The 15,324-nt window shown below is 62.4% G+C and carries 16 protein-coding genes, 1 tRNA gene and 1 pseudogene; 4 read left to right on the top strand and 14 right to left on the bottom strand.

Features of this window, described 5'->3' with window-relative positions:
• Together FVE66_RS05760 and FVE66_RS05755 are read right to left on the bottom strand one after the other, a co-directional pair.
• The gene (locus FVE66_RS05760; protein ID WP_151446472.1) at positions 1–1,197 is read right to left on the bottom strand and encodes an acyl-CoA dehydrogenase family protein; all 1,197 of its coding nucleotides are present in this window, start codon (positions 1,195–1,197) and stop codon (positions 1–3) included.
• A 157-nt stretch (positions 1,198–1,354) separates the two neighbouring features.
• The gene (locus tag FVE66_RS05755) at positions 1,355–1,783 is read right to left on the bottom strand and encodes a DUF1178 family protein (RefSeq protein ID WP_151446471.1); all 429 of its coding nucleotides are present in this window, start codon (positions 1,781–1,783) and stop codon (positions 1,355–1,357) included.
• Positions 1,784–2,014: 231 nt separating this feature from the next.
• On the opposite strand from FVE66_RS05755, the gene FVE66_RS20590 reads away from it, so the two are divergent.
• Complete coding sequence (locus tag FVE66_RS20590) at positions 2,015–2,137, top strand: hypothetical protein (protein ID WP_277753151.1); 123 nt, start codon at positions 2,015–2,017, stop codon at positions 2,135–2,137.
• 196 nt (positions 2,138–2,333) lie between these two features.
• On the opposite strand, the gene FVE66_RS05750 is transcribed toward FVE66_RS20590, so the two are convergent.
• From FVE66_RS05750 to FVE66_RS05740, 3 genes are read right to left on the bottom strand one after another with little or no spacing between them, the layout of a single operon-like run.
• A complete protein-coding gene (locus FVE66_RS05750; RefSeq protein ID WP_241673044.1) occupies positions 2,334–3,578 on the bottom strand; it encodes an ABC transporter permease in 1,245 nt (414 codons plus the stop codon).
• Positions 3,575–4,282, bottom strand: a complete 708-nt coding sequence (locus tag FVE66_RS05745; RefSeq protein WP_151446470.1) for an ABC transporter ATP-binding protein — start codon at positions 4,280–4,282, stop codon at positions 3,575–3,577. The genes FVE66_RS05750 and FVE66_RS05745 overlap by 4 nt, the downstream gene beginning before the upstream one ends.
• Entirely contained in the window at positions 4,282–5,484 is a 1,203-nt protein-coding gene (locus FVE66_RS05740; protein ID WP_151446469.1) for an efflux RND transporter periplasmic adaptor subunit, read from the bottom strand. Before FVE66_RS05740 ends, FVE66_RS05745 begins: the two co-directional genes overlap by 1 nt.
• A 248-nt stretch (positions 5,485–5,732) precedes the next feature.
• Here FVE66_RS05740 and FVE66_RS05735 point away from each other — a divergent pair, with 248 nt between their 5' ends.
• Together FVE66_RS05735 and FVE66_RS05730 are read left to right on the top strand one after the other, a co-directional pair.
• Complete coding sequence (locus FVE66_RS05735; RefSeq protein WP_151446468.1) at positions 5,733–6,446, top strand: hypothetical protein; 714 nt, start codon at positions 5,733–5,735, stop codon at positions 6,444–6,446.
• A gap of 138 nt (positions 6,447–6,584) precedes the next feature.
• Positions 6,585–6,669 (top strand) — tRNA-Leu (locus FVE66_RS05730).
• Positions 6,670–6,709: 40 nt separating this feature from the next.
• Here FVE66_RS05730 and FVE66_RS20700 read toward each other — a convergent pair.
• Positions 6,710–7,033, bottom strand: a pseudogene (locus FVE66_RS20700) (HVO_A0114 family putative DNA-binding protein); the annotation flags it as partial.
• Between the two features lie 187 nt (positions 7,034–7,220).
• Between FVE66_RS20700 and FVE66_RS05720 the strand changes: the two are divergent.
• Entirely contained in the window at positions 7,221–7,472 is a 252-nt protein-coding gene (locus FVE66_RS05720; protein ID WP_151446467.1) for a type II toxin-antitoxin system Phd/YefM family antitoxin, read from the top strand.
• Between the two features lie 43 nt (positions 7,473–7,515).
• On the opposite strand, the gene FVE66_RS05715 is transcribed toward FVE66_RS05720, so the two are convergent.
• The 8 genes from FVE66_RS05715 to FVE66_RS05680 all read right to left on the bottom strand — a co-directional run bounded on the left by FVE66_RS05715 (position 7,516) and on the right by FVE66_RS05680 (position 15,288).
• The gene (locus FVE66_RS05715) at positions 7,516–7,923 is read right to left on the bottom strand and encodes a type II toxin-antitoxin system RelE family toxin (protein WP_151446466.1); all 408 of its coding nucleotides are present in this window, start codon (positions 7,921–7,923) and stop codon (positions 7,516–7,518) included.
• 251 nt (positions 7,924–8,174) lie between these two features.
• Entirely contained in the window at positions 8,175–9,020 is an 846-nt protein-coding gene (locus FVE66_RS05710) for an IclR family transcriptional regulator (protein WP_151446465.1), read from the bottom strand.
• 42 nt (positions 9,021–9,062) lie between these two features.
• Entirely contained in the window at positions 9,063–9,689 is a 627-nt protein-coding gene (locus tag FVE66_RS05705; RefSeq protein WP_151446464.1) for a flavin reductase family protein, read from the bottom strand.
• Between the two features lie 39 nt (positions 9,690–9,728).
• A complete protein-coding gene (locus FVE66_RS05700) occupies positions 9,729–10,889 on the bottom strand; it encodes an alpha-hydroxy acid oxidase (RefSeq protein WP_151446463.1) in 1,161 nt (386 codons plus the stop codon).
• An 8-nt stretch (positions 10,890–10,897) separates the two neighbouring features.
• On the bottom strand, positions 10,898–11,812 hold the full coding sequence (locus FVE66_RS05695; protein ID WP_151446462.1) for a dihydrodipicolinate synthase family protein: 915 nt from the start codon (positions 11,810–11,812) through the stop codon (positions 10,898–10,900).
• A 103-nt stretch (positions 11,813–11,915) separates the two neighbouring features.
• Positions 11,916–13,016 carry a hypothetical protein gene (locus tag FVE66_RS05690; RefSeq protein ID WP_151446461.1) on the bottom strand — a complete coding sequence of 367 codons (1,101 nt, stop codon included), beginning with the start codon at positions 13,014–13,016 and terminating at the stop codon, positions 11,916–11,918.
• 18 nt (positions 13,017–13,034) lie between these two features.
• A complete protein-coding gene (locus tag FVE66_RS05685) occupies positions 13,035–14,186 on the bottom strand; it encodes an aromatic ring-hydroxylating oxygenase subunit alpha (protein ID WP_151446460.1) in 1,152 nt (383 codons plus the stop codon).
• A gap of 100 nt (positions 14,187–14,286) precedes the next feature.
• Complete coding sequence (locus tag FVE66_RS05680; RefSeq protein WP_151446459.1) at positions 14,287–15,288, bottom strand: Bug family tripartite tricarboxylate transporter substrate binding protein; 1,002 nt, start codon at positions 15,286–15,288, stop codon at positions 14,287–14,289.
• Positions 15,289–15,324: the final 36 nt, after the last annotated feature.

The raw sequence follows: 15,324 nt of genomic DNA, 5'->3' as shown, positions 1-15,324 counted from the left end.
TCACAGTCCCAATATCATCTGGCTGATGATGTTTTTCTGGATTTCGTTCGAGCCGCCATAGATCGACGTCTTGCGGAAATTGAAATAGTAAGAAGCCAGCGGCGCGGCGTCATCGTCGCCGGTGACCGCATGCGGCTGCTCGCCTTCCAGGTAAGCGCGGTCAAACGGCAGGCCGAACGGCCCCACTGCTTCCACCATCAGTTCGGTCAGCCACTGCTGGATCTCGGTGCCCTTGATCTTCAGCATCGACGCTTCCGGTCCCGGTCCGCGCCGCGCGCCTTCCGACGACACCACCTTCAGCACCGTCATCTCCAGCGCCATGATCTCGATTTCCAGTGACGCCACTTTGGCCGAGAACACCGGATCTTCCAGTATCGGACGGCCGTTCTTCAGGTGCGTGTTGGCGACACGCTTCAGGAACTGCAATTCGCGCTTGGAACGGCCGACCGCGGCAATGCCGGTGCGCTCGTGCCCGAGCAGGTACTTGGCGTAGGTCCAGCCCTTGTTTTCTTCGCCGATCAGGTTCTCGACCGGCACCTTGACGTTGTCGAAGAAGACTTCATTCACTTCGTGGTCTTCGTCCAGCATGATGATCGGGCGCACCGTGATGCCGGGCGTTTTCATGTCGATCAGCAGGAAGGAAATGCCCTCCTGCTTGCGCGCGGCCGGGTCGGTCCGCACCAGGCAAAAGATCATGTCGGCATATTGGCCAAGCGTGGTCCAGGTCTTCTGGCCGTTGACGATGTAATGCTCGCCCTGACGCTCGGCACGGGTTTTCAGCGACGCCAGGTCGGAACCCGAACCCGGCTCCGAATAGCCCTGGCACCACCAGTCATCGCAGTTCAGGATGCGCGGCAGGTAATGACGCTTCTGCGTCTCGTTGCCAAATGCCATGATCACCGGCGCGACCATGTTGACGCCGAAAGGCAGGATGGCCGGCGTGCCGGCGCGCGCGCACTCTTCTTCCCAGATATGCCGCTGCACCGCGTTCCAGCCAGTGCCGCCGTGTTCGACCGGCCAGTTGACGCCGACCCAGCCCTGCCTGGCCACGATCTTGTGCCAGCGGACAAAATCGTCCTTGCTCAGTCGTTTGTGATTCAGCACCTTGTGCTGAAGTTCGGCGGGCAAGTTTGCTTCGATGAAGCCGCGCACCTGGTCGCGAAAGGCAAGGTCCTCCGCGCTGTATTCGAGATCCATGCTGTCTCCTGTTCTGGTTCGCCAAAAAGCACGACCGTTCATTAAGCGGATTATACAGGGATCGATAGCTCATCCACAGGACGCATCTGCACCGGATTTCCGGCGGCCGGACTGACCGTTAGCGACTTGAGCGGGATTGGTACGGATGTTGCGGGATTCAGTGCAGCGGGGATTTTGGTGTTGCGGGAATCGGCAGCGCGACGACCTCGATTCCCTCATCGGCCAGTGCCTCGCGTTCGCTTGTTGTTGCAACGCCGCGAATTGCTCGCTCGGGTGTTTCCTTGTAATGGATCTTGCGCGCCTCTTCCGGGAACGCATCGCCGACGTCTTCGGTGTTGGCGACCACATGGCGCGCCAATTCGGTCCATTTTTCCAGCATGGCCTGCGCCGCCTGGCTGACCTCCGGCGGCGTGGACGCGCCGGACAAATTCAACCGTGGCGCTGACGGCACCCGGGTGACGCTGTCCGACTCGCAAACCGGACACTGGATACGCTTGCCCTCGCACTGGCTGCGGAAATCCTCTTCCGAGGAAAACCAGCCTTCAAACGAATGCTTGTTGCTGCAGTGGAGGTTATAGACTTTCATTCTCTTCAATGTCGACGTGGACATGTCTTGCCAAGTACAAAAGTACGGACATCGCAATGCCGGCAACACAAACCTTATGGTACCGCAAGCAGGGGACACTGACCTCACGCATTGTGCGCTGCAAACGCTATCGTATTAATAACACGCGGGATAGTCCCGGCAGCGACTGCTCGCGTGCGGATCGCGCATGTGCACGGTCCCGTGCTGATTGTCACTACCCAGGAGAGACAAATGAAGAAGCTCATTGCTATCGGACTTATCGGACTTGTCACACTGCTCGCCGGCTGCGCCGGCATGGGCGGAACTTCCGCATCCGGCGAACCGGATGTCATGGAAAGGTATGTCAATTTTTGATGTTGAATGTTTGAATCCAGCCGACAAATGCCGGCATAAGCTTGCCTGCGGGTAAGCACACGGCGGCCGCACGGTCGAACGATCCGAAGCGGCCGGCCCTGAATCGAAGATCTGGGTGCAGGCTGCACCGAACCATGGTGCAGCCTGCACTACAGTCATGTCTGGCCTGCAAGAATCAATCGTCGTTGCCAGTGCGCTACTGGGAGCGCAAGGCTTCGATCGGATCCATTTTTGCTGCCTTCCTGGCCGGGTAATAACCAAAAAACACGCCGACCGCCGCCGCCACCCCGAAAGCTATCAGGGCGGAACTGCCGGAAACCACCACCACCGTATCGGCAATGCGGTTGGCGGCAACGGCGCCGACAATGCCAAGCAGCAGTCCGGCCAGGCATCCGGCCAGCGAGATGATGATTGCTTCCAGCAGGAATTGCAGCAGCACATCGCGCTCGCGCGCGCCGATCGCCAGCCGGATCCCGATCTCGCGGGTGCGCTCGGTGACCGACACCAGCATGATATTCATGATGCCGATCCCGCCCACCACCAGCGACACCGAGGCGATCGCGCCGAGCAACAAGGACATGATGCGCGCGGTCTCGGCTGCGGTATTGGCAGCGGCGGTAAGGTTGCGCACCGAAAAGTCATCATCCGCGCCAGCCCGAATGTGATGCCGCTGGCGCAGCAGCGCATTGATCTCGCGCTCGGCCGCATCCATGCGGTCGGCCGAGACCGCCTGCGTCATGATCTGTCGCACCGAGCCGGGAAATTGCGTGCCGAACAGCTTGCGCTGAGCCGTGGTCAGCGGAATCAGCACAGTGTCGTCCTGGTCGCGCCCGTCCAGGCTCTGGCCTTTCGGCGCCAACACGCCAAGCACCACGAACGGACTCTGCCTGATGCGCACCGTCTTGCCCACCGGATCATCGTCATTGAACAGGTTCCTGGCGACGGTGTTGCCCAGCAGCGCCACTCGCGTGACCGAGCGCAAGTCGTTGTCGGTGAACACAGCGCCCGCGGCCACCTGCCAGGAGCGTACATCCAGATAGGACGGCGTGGTGCCGAACACGCTGGTATTCCAGTTGTTTGAACCATATACGATCTGGGCAGAACCCGGATGGACCGGCGCCACCGCCTGCACTCCGGGCAGGTCCGCGATGGCCTGGGCGTCGGCCACGGTCAGCGTCGGAGCGGCCCCGGCGCCCATGCGCACGCCACCAGCGGTGGTGGACCCCGAGAGAATGATCAGCAGGTTGCTGCCCATGGTGCTGATGCTGCGGGTGACCGCATATTGCGCGCCCTGCCCGATGGCCAGCATCAGCATCACCGCCCCCACCCCGATTACCATGCCCAGCATGGTGAGCACGGTGCGCAGCCGGTTGGCCGCCATCGACAGCCGCGCCTCGCCCAGCATTGCAGCCAGCATTCCACCCGGCATTCCACCTTTCATGCCGGCTGCTCCTGCCGGGTACGCTTGTCCTCGACGATACGCCCGTCAAGAAAGCGCACCAGCCGCAAGGCATGCGCCGCCACGCCCGCATCGTGGGTCACCACCAGGATCGTGATCTGCTCGCGATGCAACTCTTCGAACAGGGTCATGATGCCGGCGCCGGTCTTGCTGTCGAGATTGCCGGTTGGCTCGTCGGCCAGGATCAGGCGCGGATGCGTGACCAGTGCGCGCGCGATCGCCACCCGCTGCTGTTCCCCGCCCGATATTTCGCTCGGCAGCGACTGCGCATGATCGGCCAGCCCGACCCGTTGCAGCACCTCGTGTGCGCGCGCCCTGCGCTCCGCGCGCGTGACCCCGGCATACACCAGCGGCAAGGCGACGTTGTCGAGCAGGTTCATGCGTGAAAGCAGGTTGAAGCCCTGGAACACGAAGCCGATGGTGCGGTTGCGCAGCGCGGCGCGTTCATCGCTCGACAACTCGCCGACATTGCGCCCGTCCAGCGCATAAAGACCCGCAGTCGGCGGATCCAGGCAGCCCAGCACATTCATGAAGGTCGACTTGCCCGAACCCGACGGCCCCATGATGGCGACGAACTCCCCCTGCAGCACATTCATGCTGACGTCCTTCAGCACCGGGAATGGCCCGGCCCTGGTCTGGTAGGTCTTGTCGAGGTGCTCGACCCGGATGATCTCCTTCTCGCCCATCAGAACATCCTGAAGCGTAGCGTGCCGCCCCCCTGTGGTTGTTCATTGTTGGGCTGGCGGTCTGCCACAGCCAGCTTGTCGCCCGGCCGCAGTTCGCCACCCAGCAATTCGGAGTAGCGTCCATCGCTGATGCCGACTTTCACAGCCAACGGTTTCAGGCTGCTGCCATCCAGCAGGTAGACCTTGCCGGAGCTGGTCTCCGCCGGACGTCGTGCGCCCGCCCCGGCTGCGCCGGAAGTGCCGGAAGCGCTGGATGCGCGGGCCACCTCCTCGCCCGATGGCTTGAAACGCAGCGCGGCATTGGGCACCAGCACCACATCCTTTCGTTGCGCGACCTCGATGCTGACGTAGGCCGTCATGCCCGGCAACAGCAGCTGATCCGGATTATCCACGGCAATCACGACGTTGTAGGTGACCACGTTCTGCTGCGTGGTCGGGTTCAGGCGGATCAACTTCACAGCGCCGACAAAGCTGCGCTCGGGGAAGGCATCGACATTGAAACGCGCCGCCTGGCCGACCCGGATGCTCCCGATATCCGCCTCTGCAAAGCTGGTATCAGCCTGCATCTTTGCCAGGTCCTGTGCGATCTGGAACAGCGTCGGCGTCTGGAAACTGGCCGCCACCGTCTGCCCCACATCGACCGAGCGGTTGACCACCACCCCCGACACCGGCGAGCGGATCACCGTGTAAGCCAGGTTGACCTTGTCCTTGGCCAGTTGCGCCTGCGCCAGCGCCAGCTGCGCCCGGGCAGTTTTGTGCGCCTGCACGGCGGCATCGAGATCCTGCCTGGCAACCGAATCCTGTTCCCACAGGGTGCGATTGCGCGCTTCGTTGACGCGCGCCAGGTCCAGGACGGCCTGCGCGTTCATGACCGACGCCTCGCTCTGCGCTACCTGCGCATTGAGCAGCGAAGGATCCAGTTCGAGCAGCACCTGCCCTTTCTGCACCCGGTCGTTGAAATCCACATTGAGCTTCCTGACCGTGCCCGACACCTGGGTGCCGACGTTCACCAGGGTGACCGGATTGAGAGTCCCGTTGGCCGAGACGCGCTGCGACACGTCGCCACGCGTCACTTGCTGGAACTGGTACAAGGCATCCGGCCGTTCGGCCTGTTGCCGATGCAGGTACCACCAGGCAGCGCCGCCGATGACGACGGCGACCAGCAATGCAACCGGCAGGAAACGCTTCGGAAACGGCTTCATGGCGATAGGCGTGTGGCCACCAGGAATCGGCGCGGAAGTTCATAGTGTTCGCGGGTCTGGGGCGGCATCGCTTGACCCGCATCAATTGCGACGGCTTGCATCGATTCAATCAAGCGCCGTCGCGCTTCATGGCCGGATTTGAGCAGAGTCAATCGTTCCCGCGCCCGGCGTGCGAAAAATCGCGCTTCGGACTACCGTCACCAAGTTGCCTGCAGATACGACATACCCGACATGGAAGGAAAACCGGAATGACTGACAAACCACTGAAGTCCAGGGGAAGGCTGGCCGTGCAAATCGCCAGCCTGATCGGCGTGCTGTTGTTGCTGCCCGTGTCCGCCAATGCCCAGGAGCGCGACCGAAAAGGAGATCACCGTCCGGGCGCCGGCGGAGGGGCGAGACCCGAACAAAGAGGTGCCCAGGGTCCGGGCCGGCAGTCACAGCAGGGTCAACAGCAGCGCCCCTCTCAGCTGCCTTCACCGGCGCAGCAAACCCGGCAAGGACAACAAGCTCGCCCGGCTCAACAAGCTCAGCAGCCGCGCCAGGCTCAACAGCCTCCTCAGTTTCAGCAAGAACGGCAGGTCCAGCAGCCCCGGCAGTCCCAGCCGCGTCCCTATGTTCAGCAGGCTCGGGAATATCGACCGAACCCCCGCCCGCCGGCGGGCTCGGGCTGGCATGGCGACATCCGCCGTTTTCCGGAACGTGATGCCCACCGGTGGGAGCGCGGGGAGTGGCGGCACGAGCATCATGCCGGGCGCGACGGCTGGTGGTGGATCGTTGCGGGCCTGTGGTACTGGTACCCGGCACCGGTCTATCCCTATCCCGATCCGTACATCCCGCCGATGGTGCAGGCCCCGCCCCCTCCGGTCACGCAAGCATGGTGGTATTACTGCCGCTACCCTGCCGGCTACTATCCGTATGTCCAGCAGTGCTACGTCGAGTGGCAGCCGGTGCCGGCGCGTTGAGATCCTCGTGCTAAAATCGCGCCCTCTTCACGCAGGGATTCACCGCCTCCTCGGCTGACACGAATCCCCGCTCTGCCCGAGTGGTGAAATTGGCAGACACAGCGGACTTGAAAAGAAGTTGCGTCTGCAGTGGCACCTGTCAGTGTGGTGGAATTGGTATACACAAGAGACTTAAAATCTCTCGCCGCAAGGCTTACGGGTTCGAGTCCCGTCACTGACACCACATTCGTAATCCATAGCTCCACAGCCAAGCGTTCAAATGGAACTTCGGGAGTAGTCTTGCGCCCATTCTTGAGAAGCTTGACCAGTCCATATGGCTCCAGTACGTGAAGCGACCTGGAAACATTGGATTGTTGCTTGCCGACTGCTTCAGCCAGTGCATCGACTGATTCAGGATGAAGTTCCCGGATGGCGTTTATCAAAGCCATGTTCTCATCAGACAGGACCCGGGATAAAGCGCTCATCGAAGGGAACCACATGACAGGATCATCCTCATGGCGCTGCCTTTTTCCAGACGCAATTTCGAGCGCCCATTGCCGCTGCTTCTCAACAGAAGCAATGCCGATTCTCAGAGTTGTGGCGGCCATCAACACTCTCCTTTCAAGACCCTGTCGACTTCCTTGTAGAAGTCTTCCAGCAACTGCAGTTATCGGGTCAGGTCTTAACCTTTCCCGCCCAAACGTTCGGCAGAGCCGAAGTCAAGATCTGGCCCCACATTCGAGGCCCATTCCCGCACAATTTTGAGCTATAATCGGCTCCAAATATGGAGCTAATATGGAAGCCATCTACTCGGACAAAACGGTAAGCATCACAGAATTCAAGAAGAACCCTGCTGCAGTGCTGCGAAAAGCAAAGGACAAACCGGTTGCTGTGCTCAGCCACAACAAGACTTCGTTTTACATGGTTCAGCCGGCGATCTTTGAAGCGATGATGGAAGAGCTAGCTGATCGCGAACTCACCCAGAAAGTTCTGGCCCGCCTGAAAGAGCGTTCGAAGGCGATTGAGGTCGATGTGGACGAGATTTAAGAAGTCCCACTGACGTAATGGAAGGGAGGCTCGCCCTCCCTTCCTATTGGGCTTTCTTCCTTGGGAGTGAAACCAGCCTCAAGGGTTTGGGTCGAGTCCTCATCCCGGCCGGGTTTGTCGGCCCACTCTCCCTCTGGAGTTCCTTCTGCAGGTTAGTTAGCCTGGCGAGAGCCGTCTGGTAAACCGAGTCGCGCCTGTCCACGACCAACACCATTACGACAAGCGCATCGTCCTCGACCTCGTAGACAAGTCGATACCCCTGCTGCCGCAGCTTGATCTTGTAAAACCCCTTCAGCTCCCCTTTCAGCGCCGCACTTGGCACATGAGGATTGTCCAGCCGCCTCTTCAGATGCTGGCGCAGGTATTCCTTCACCGAGCCATCGAGCTTGTTCCATTCATCCAAGGCGGAGGGGACAAATTTCAGTTTGTACTTTTGACATTCCTTGGGCACTGAATTCCTCTCGCCAGCAGACTCTCATCATTCCGGGGACAGCGGATTGGGGAGCGCCACGATCTCATCAAGAGGCAAAAAACCTTAGCAGTATTAGCAGGCTGTCAGCCGCCGTTTCCGGTCATCGGCCGGACCGTTCTATGGAAGTGGGTTATGTGTTCAGTTACGGGGTCAGGTCTTGACTTCTCCCGCCCAACTGTTCGGCAGAGCACAAGTCAGGACCTGCCCCCCACATTTGAATCAGCCTGCACTCAGTAATACCGGGACGGAGTGGCCGAGATGGCTTTGGCGGCGCGTACCACTTGGGGTGCCAGTTCCTGCTCGACACGCGCGATGGTCCAGCGCGCTTCGGGTACCGAGATGTTGACCGCCGCCACCGGGATGCCCTCGGCATTGACCACTGGGGCGGCCACCGAGATATCGCCCAGCAGGCATTCATTGGCAATCAGCGCATACCCTTTGGCGCGTGCCTCGCGGATGCGCGCGCGGATGCGGTCGGGCCGGGTTTCGGTGTAGGGCGTCAGGGGTAACATTTCACGCGCATTCAGTATCTGCTCGCAGGTCGCATCGTCGATACGCGACAGCAGCGCCGTGCCGGAGGCCGAGCAGAATGCTGGCAAGCGGCTGCCAACCGCCACCGAAAGGTTGGCCAGGTAACGGCTCAGGAAGCGCGCCACCAGCACGATGTCGCTGCCCAGCAGCTCCTGCAGGTTGGTGGTCTCGCCGTATTCATGATTGAGTTCCTGCAGATAGGGCAGCGCCCTGTCGATCACGCTGTTCGAGCGCACATAGTCGAACGAGAACTGCATCAGCGCGGCGGTCAAACCGTACAAACGGGTGTCGGGAATGCGTTGCAGATAGCCCAGGCTTTCCAGTGTGTAGACCAGCCGCTGCGTGGCGCTGCGGTCGAGCTGCGCCGCCTTGGCGATTTCCACCAGGCTCAGATTGCGCTGCGGGCCGTCGAAGGCATGCAGCACGCGAAACGCCTTGGCCACCGACTGGATGTAGAGCGACGAGGAGGTCTTGTCGGCGGCCACCGTGCTTTCCGGCGCCGGGGCACCTTCGGCAAGGAGACGCTTTTTGCTGGGACGTGTCATGGGCGACAAGCATAGCACCGCGCCAGGCGCGGGAGCCGCGACTCAGCGTTGAAAAGGCTCTGCTGCGGCCGGCGCGCTGAAGGCATCCCTGGCGCTGCAATAGGCGCCGCCGCCGATGCGCCCCAGTGCATCCAGCAGCGCATGGTCGACACGGTGCCCCTGCACCACGCCGTCTGCAGCATGGGTATGCACCGCTTCCACCACGCATAGCGCCGAGCGGCGGTCACCGTATTCAACGATGTCGCGCAGGACGCATTCAAACTGGATCGGTGCCTCGACGATGCGCGGCGCGCCGACCTTCACCGCATCCACCACATGCCAGCCGGCCAACGCTATCTCGCTGATGTGCGCCTCGCAGTCCTGGCCAGCGAGATTGACCTGGCGCGCCATGGCCACATTCGGGATATGCAGCACGCACTCGCCGCGCGCGCGCAGGTTGCGCAGCGTGTCCTTTTCGGAGCCGTCGGCCTTGAGTCCCACGGACACGCCAAAGATCGGCGGCGTGACTGACAGCACCGTGTAGCAACTGAAGGGCGCAGCATTGAGCACGCCGCCCTCGCTGATCGTGGTCACCAATGCCACCGGACGCGGCAGCACCGAGGCCATCAGGAACTTGTAGCGGTCTTCATGGCTGAACTGGTCCAGCGGCACGGTGTTGAATGTATTCATCTTGTCACGCCTTTACAGTGGATCCAGGCCGGGGCGGCTTCATACCCGCGCCAGCCGTTCGCGATAGCCGGGCATGAAGATCTCTTCACCCAGCTGTCTCGAATCGCGCAGCCCGAGCAGGCGCAGCGTGATCTCGTATTCATTGCGCAGTATGCGCAGCACTTCGGCCACGCCCTGCGGCCCGGTTGCAGACAGTCCGTAGAGCGGCGCCCGCCCGAGCAGCACGCCGGCCGCGCCCAGTCCCACCGCCTTGATCACGTCGCTGCCGCGCCGCACGCCGCCATCGACCAGCACGGTCAGGCGATCGCCCAGCGCATCCTTGACCGCCGGCAGCAGTTGCAAGGGGCTGGGTGCATCCTCGAGCTGGCGTCCGCCATGATTGGACAGCACGACGCCGTCCGCACCGTAACGCGCGGCCAGCAGCGCGTCCTCCAGCGACAGGATACCCTTGACCATCACCCGGCCGGGCCAGTGCTGACGCAGCCAGCCGATCGCGTTCCAGTCCATGCTCATGTCCATCTGGCGGCTCATGGTCGCGGCCTGGCGCTTGATGTCAGCGCGCTCGCCGACCGAGCGCGCAAGATTCACCAGTTGCGGCGATCCGCCCTGCCGCAGCATGCGCCAGCACCAGCGCGGATGGGTCAGCACGTCCCAGGCCAGGCGCGGAGTGGGACGCAGCGGCAGCTTGAAACTGTTTCGCACGTCATGGTCGCGCACCCCGTGCACCGTGGTGTCCACCGTCAGCATCAGCGTCGAGTAACCGGCATCGACCGCGCGCCGCATGGTGGTCTCGGCAATGCGCCGGTCCTGTTGCACATACAGTTGCAGCCACAGGTCGCCCGTAGTGGCAGCGCGCACATCCTCGATCAGCGAGGTGGAGGCAGTCGACAACACGAAGGGCAAGCCCGCCGCATGTGCTGCGCGCGCCAGCACTTCTTCGGCCTTGGGCCAGTACAGGCCGTTGAGTCCGGTGGGCCCGACAATCATCGGCAGTGCCTGCGGCTGGCCAAAAATGCGAACCGAAGGATCGATGCTGCTCACATCGCGCAGCACGCGCGACTGGAACAGCGGCGCATCCCAGGCCGCCAGGTTGCGGGCCAGGGTCTTGCCATCCTCGGCCCCGCCTTCCAGATAATCGAAGGCGATCCGGCTCAGGCGACGACGGGCCAGTTCACGGTAGTCGGCAACATTGGCGAGCATGGGCAAGTTCAGTCCTGTGCCGGATAGGCAGCAAACAGGCGCTGCATCTCGCTGCGCAGCGCGGCCACCAGCGGTGCGGCCGGCGGCGACAAGGGGCACAGCAAATCGGGCGCGGCGCAGTCGATCATGTCCAGCACGGCCTTGAGCGGCCCCGGATTGGTTTCGGCAAACATCATGTTCATCATCGGCATCAGGTCGCGATGCAAAGCCAGCGCCTGCTGCGACTGGCCGCCGCGCACCAGCGCGTAGAGCCGGGTCCAGGCTTGCGGAATCATGGTGGCAGTGACGACCACGCCGCCAGCGGCACCGGCCATCAGATGCAGCGGCAGCAGCGTGTCCTCGCCGCTCAGCACGGCGAACGACGGATCCACACCAGCCACCACGCGCAGGAAGTGATACATGTCGGTGTTGCAGGCTTTCATGCCGATGATGTTTTCATGGCGCGAGAGCTCATGCAGTATCTCGGGCTGGATCGCGTGCCGGGTGCGGTAGGGAATCTCGTAGATCACCAGTGGCACACTCGATGCATCGGCCATGCGCAGGTAGTAGTCGCGGATGCCGGCCTGTGTCGGATTGGTGTAGTAAGGCGTGACCACCATCAGCGCATCAGCCCCGGCTGCGGCGAATTCCTGGCCCGCTGCCAGCGCGTCGTAGTAGCCGGTGTCGAGGATGCCGGCGATGACCGGCATGCCACTACCATGACGGGCCACGCCCTGGGCGCAGCGCTCGACCATCTGGATGCGGGTACGGCGCGGCAGTGCGCCGTATTCTCCCGTACCGCCAACCGGCACCAGGCCGCTGACCTTGCCCCGGACCTGATAGGCCACCAGGCCATCGGCCGCCTCTACATGCAGGCTGGCGTCAGCGTGAACCGGCGTGGGCAGCGCCGTGAAAATACCTTGGAGTCGTGATGCGTTCATCATGGGAAATACCGTATGCAGACAGTGGGGGCGGACAGGGCGTTGCCGCCCTGCTTCATTATTGGCGTCGGATATTCGCTTCAGATATCCGCTTCAGATACCAGCTTCAGCTGACCGCAGCAGGCACGCTCTGCAGGCGGTCTCTCAGCGCAGCCAGCCTGGTAGCGGCGGCCTCGACTTCGCTGGACTTGAAGCCCGCTGCAACGGCCAGGTCGACTTCCTGCAGCAGCTTGTGCAACACGCCCGTGTATCGGGCATTACCCTGGCCGTCCACAACCAGGCCATTGCGCTCTTCGAACGCCAGGTTCCAGGCAATCGCCTCCTCGCGGCTGAGGCCGGGAGGCAGGTCCAGATGCAGGTTACCGCTGGCATCCACACGCACAGGATAGCCACCCGGCAGACCGCCCGGGCCCGGCACATGACCGAACCATTCGCGACCGGCTACCAAGGCCAGCATCAGCGGCACGCCGGTAGCGCAGGAAATGTCGAAGGCGGTCTGTGGCGACAGCATGACGTCGCGCAAGCGCTCGCCCACATGCGACATCTCGACGCCATCGAGCCAGACGCGCGGCACGCTGCCGCTGCGTTCGCCGGCAGGCTTGCGCCAGTAGTTGAGCTGCTGGTATTGCGCCAGCATCCGCAGTCGCCGCGGATCAGCGATGCCAAGCGCGCCGGCAAAGGCGGTGGACAGGATGCCGATATTGCCCACGCCGCTATACACCGGCACGCCGCTGGCAACGATCAGCGCATTGGCCACGTCCGGGAAGCAGCAATTGATATAGCGGCAGCCCGGCAGCGCCGCTTGCACGGCACGGCCGATACGCACCGACAGCACGCTCTGGAAAGCCGCAGTAATGCTCCAGCCGCCCTGGGCCACCAGTTGACTCCAGGCGGTGGCGCTTTCGCGCAGCACCGATGCCGTCTGTAGCGATGCAGACTGCACCACCACCTTGGGCTGGCGCTCGCGCACCAGTGCCTGCACCGATGCCTCATCGAATTCCGGCAGGACGGCGGTGATGATCCGGGCCGGCGTGTTGAACAGATGGGCCCGCGCATTGGCTGCCGTGCGCAGCCAGGCCAGCCGGGCATCGCTGCGGCCGACCACCAGCACCGTGACCGGTTCGCGCGCGGTGGCGGCAAGATCGAACAGCATGCGCGCACCGAACTCGCCGGTGCCAAAGAGAATGATGTCTGCGTGTTGTGGCATGGGGATTGATACGGAAAATTACAGCTTCAGTGCATCGATCAGGTGCTTGCGAAAGGCATAGGAAATCGCTTCCATCGGCGACACCCGGCCCGGCCGGCACAAGGGCGAGCGCACGCCGGCCTGCTGTTCCTCGACAATCACATTGTCTTCCGCCACTGCCACGTTCCAGCGTTCGTAATAAGCCTGCACCACCTGTTCGAAGTCGGGACGCGCCACGATGTCCTTGTGAAAGCAGGAGCCGACGGTCAGGTCGATGCTGTCCGGTCCGGTGGGATTGATCTTGACGTACCAGACGCAATCCTTGGTGAAGCCGAACAGGCCGCAGGTCGAGGTGTAGAAAAAATTGGAGCCTTCCAGCGAACGCCCTTCGAGATCGGGCAGGAAGGGGAAGCCCTTGGCGCCCGGCAGCAGGCCGGCGGTGCCTTCATGCTTGCCATACAGGACCAGATAGCGGCCGTCGCAATGTTCCAGCTCGACCGGCTTGCGGTGGTAGGCCGACACACTGCCCAGCGCCAGCGAATTGCGGTGCACGGTGGGCGTGTGATAGTAGTCCATGAAGTTCTCGATGTAGACCTTCCAGTTGCACTTGACCTTGTATTCCTTGCGGCGCGTGAGCACCAGGTCATCCAGGCTGTAACTGGCGATGCGGGTCTTGAGATCACCCATGGTGGCGTCCAGCGAAGGCGCGGCCGGATCGAAATTGATCCACATGAAGGGACCGATCTGTTCCAGCCGAACGGGGATCAGGCCATTGTCCGCCTTATCGAAGCAGTTCACGCCTTCCATGCCGGGCGCGCCGCGCATGCCGCCGTGATTCTCGTAGGTCCAGCTGTGATACGGGCAGACAAAGGCGCGAGTCTTGCCCTCGCCGTTGACCAGCCGGATGCCGCGGTGTCGGCAGGAATTGGCGAATGCCCGCACCACGCCATCCTCGCCCCGCACCACGATCACGGGCACGCCCGCGAAATCGATCGTGAACCAGGACCCGTTTTCCTTCAGGCGGCCAGCGTGACCGACAAAGTTCCATTCCTTCATGAAGAACATGTCGATTTCGCGCTGATAGAACGCGGGATCGTAGTAAGCGGCCGGGGGCAGCGAAGTCGCATCCGGCAAGGGGCGACGGGCGCCAGCGTAGTGAACGGGATCGAAAAGATTGCTTGCGGTAGACATGGGGAACCTGCTGTCTGGATCAGAGGCAGCGGGCGGCGCGTGGCCGCCACACCGTGCGCTGCCGCCGGTCAGGGACCGCGGCAGCAGGGGGAAACAAGGATCAGTCCTGGACCTTGATGCCAGCAGTCTCGATCACGCGCAGCAGTTCGGCCGATTCCTTGTCGATCTTGGTAGAAAAGGCAGCCGCGTCCAGCGACAGGATCGGGCCCACTGCCGACAGGCGGGCAACCACGGCCGGATCCTTGCCGGCAGCCAGCACTTTCTGGCTCAGGCGCTGGACCACATCGGCCGGGGTGGCCTTGGGTACGAATATGCCGACCCAGGAGGCGACGTCGAAGTCACCAAAGCCCTGTTCCTGCACCGTGGGCACGTCCGGCAGCGCAGCGATGCGGCGGTTGGACGAGATCGCCAGCGGACGCAGCGTGCCGTTCTTGATGTGGGGAATGGCCGACATCGAATCGAACACCATCAGCACTTCGCGCGCCAGGATCGCCTTCTGTGCATCGGCCGTGCCCTTGTAGGGGACGTGATTCATCTTGATGCCAGCACGGCTGGACAACAGTTCAAACGCGATCTGCGTGATGTTGCCGATGCCGGCCGAGCCATAGGCCAGCTTGCCCGAGGGATTCTTGCGCACCACCTCCACCAGGTCTTTCAGGTTCTTGACGTCCTTGAACATCGGCTCGTTGTTGTTGATCACCAGGATCAGCGGCATCTCGGTGATGGTGGCCACCGGTTGGAAATCGGCCTTGGGGTTGTAGCGGATGGTGTTCTTGAACAGATGCGGATTGAGCGTGATCGAGCTGGAGCTGGTCACGTAGGCGGTATAGCCATCGGCGGGCGCTGACTTGACTGCCATCGCCGCGATTGCGGCGTTGGCGCCCGGCTTGTTTTCCACGATGAAGGTCTGGCCAAGCTCGCGGGTCAGATGCTCGGCCACCAGACGCGCGCCCAGATCGACCGGACCACCCGGAGCGAAGCCAACCACCAGGCGCACCGGCTTGCTGGGATAGTTGTCAGCGTGCGCGACGCTGGAAAATGCGGCACACAGCATCAGGCCGGCCGCAAGTGCGGTACGGCTCAGCAGGCGTTTCTTCAACATGGGAAAGTCCTCGATAGACGTTAAGGCGTTGAACTC

Source organism: Lacisediminimonas profundi, assembly GCF_008831265.1.
In the GTDB taxonomy this organism is placed as follows: Bacteria; Pseudomonadota; Gammaproteobacteria; order Burkholderiales; family Burkholderiaceae_D; genus Lacisediminimonas; species Lacisediminimonas profundi.
Note: the sequence above shows the minus strand (reverse complement) of the source record. Positions and strands in the feature narration are given on the sequence as shown.

What these genes read in the sequence shown, in the direction of transcription:
- FVE66_RS05760 (WP_151446472.1), bottom strand. Translation starts at nt 1,197, where the DNA reads ATGGATCTCGAATACAGCGCGGAGGACCTTGCCTTTCGCGACCAGGTG.
- FVE66_RS05755 (WP_151446471.1), bottom strand. Translation starts at nt 1,783, where the DNA reads ATGAAAGTCTATAACCTCCACTGCAGCAACAAGCATTCGTTTGAAGGC.
- FVE66_RS20590 (WP_277753151.1), top strand. Translation starts at nt 2,015, where the DNA reads ATGAAGAAGCTCATTGCTATCGGACTTATCGGACTTGTCACACTGCTC.
- FVE66_RS05750 (WP_241673044.1), bottom strand. Translation starts at nt 3,578, where the DNA reads ATGAAAGGTGGAATGCCGGGTGGAATGCTGGCTGCAATGCTGGGCGAG.
- FVE66_RS05745 (WP_151446470.1), bottom strand. Translation starts at nt 4,282, where the DNA reads ATGGGCGAGAAGGAGATCATCCGGGTCGAGCACCTCGACAAGACCTAC.
- FVE66_RS05740 (WP_151446469.1), bottom strand. Translation starts at nt 5,484, where the DNA reads ATGAAGCCGTTTCCGAAGCGTTTCCTGCCGGTTGCATTGCTGGTCGCC.
- FVE66_RS05735 (WP_151446468.1), top strand. Translation starts at nt 5,733, where the DNA reads ATGACTGACAAACCACTGAAGTCCAGGGGAAGGCTGGCCGTGCAAATC.
- FVE66_RS05720 (WP_151446467.1), top strand. Translation starts at nt 7,221, where the DNA reads ATGGAAGCCATCTACTCGGACAAAACGGTAAGCATCACAGAATTCAAG.
- FVE66_RS05710 (WP_151446465.1), bottom strand. Translation starts at nt 9,020, where the DNA reads ATGACACGTCCCAGCAAAAAGCGTCTCCTTGCCGAAGGTGCCCCGGCG.
- FVE66_RS05705 (WP_151446464.1), bottom strand. Translation starts at nt 9,689, where the DNA reads ATGAATACATTCAACACCGTGCCGCTGGACCAGTTCAGCCATGAAGAC.
- FVE66_RS05700 (WP_151446463.1), bottom strand. Translation starts at nt 10,889, where the DNA reads ATGCTCGCCAATGTTGCCGACTACCGTGAACTGGCCCGTCGTCGCCTG.
- FVE66_RS05695 (WP_151446462.1), bottom strand. Translation starts at nt 11,812, where the DNA reads ATGATGAACGCATCACGACTCCAAGGTATTTTCACGGCGCTGCCCACG.
- FVE66_RS05690 (WP_151446461.1), bottom strand. Translation starts at nt 13,016, where the DNA reads ATGCCACAACACGCAGACATCATTCTCTTTGGCACCGGCGAGTTCGGT.
- FVE66_RS05685 (WP_151446460.1), bottom strand. Translation starts at nt 14,186, where the DNA reads ATGTCTACCGCAAGCAATCTTTTCGATCCCGTTCACTACGCTGGCGCC.
- FVE66_RS05680 (WP_151446459.1), bottom strand. Translation starts at nt 15,288, where the DNA reads ATGTTGAAGAAACGCCTGCTGAGCCGTACCGCACTTGCGGCCGGCCTG.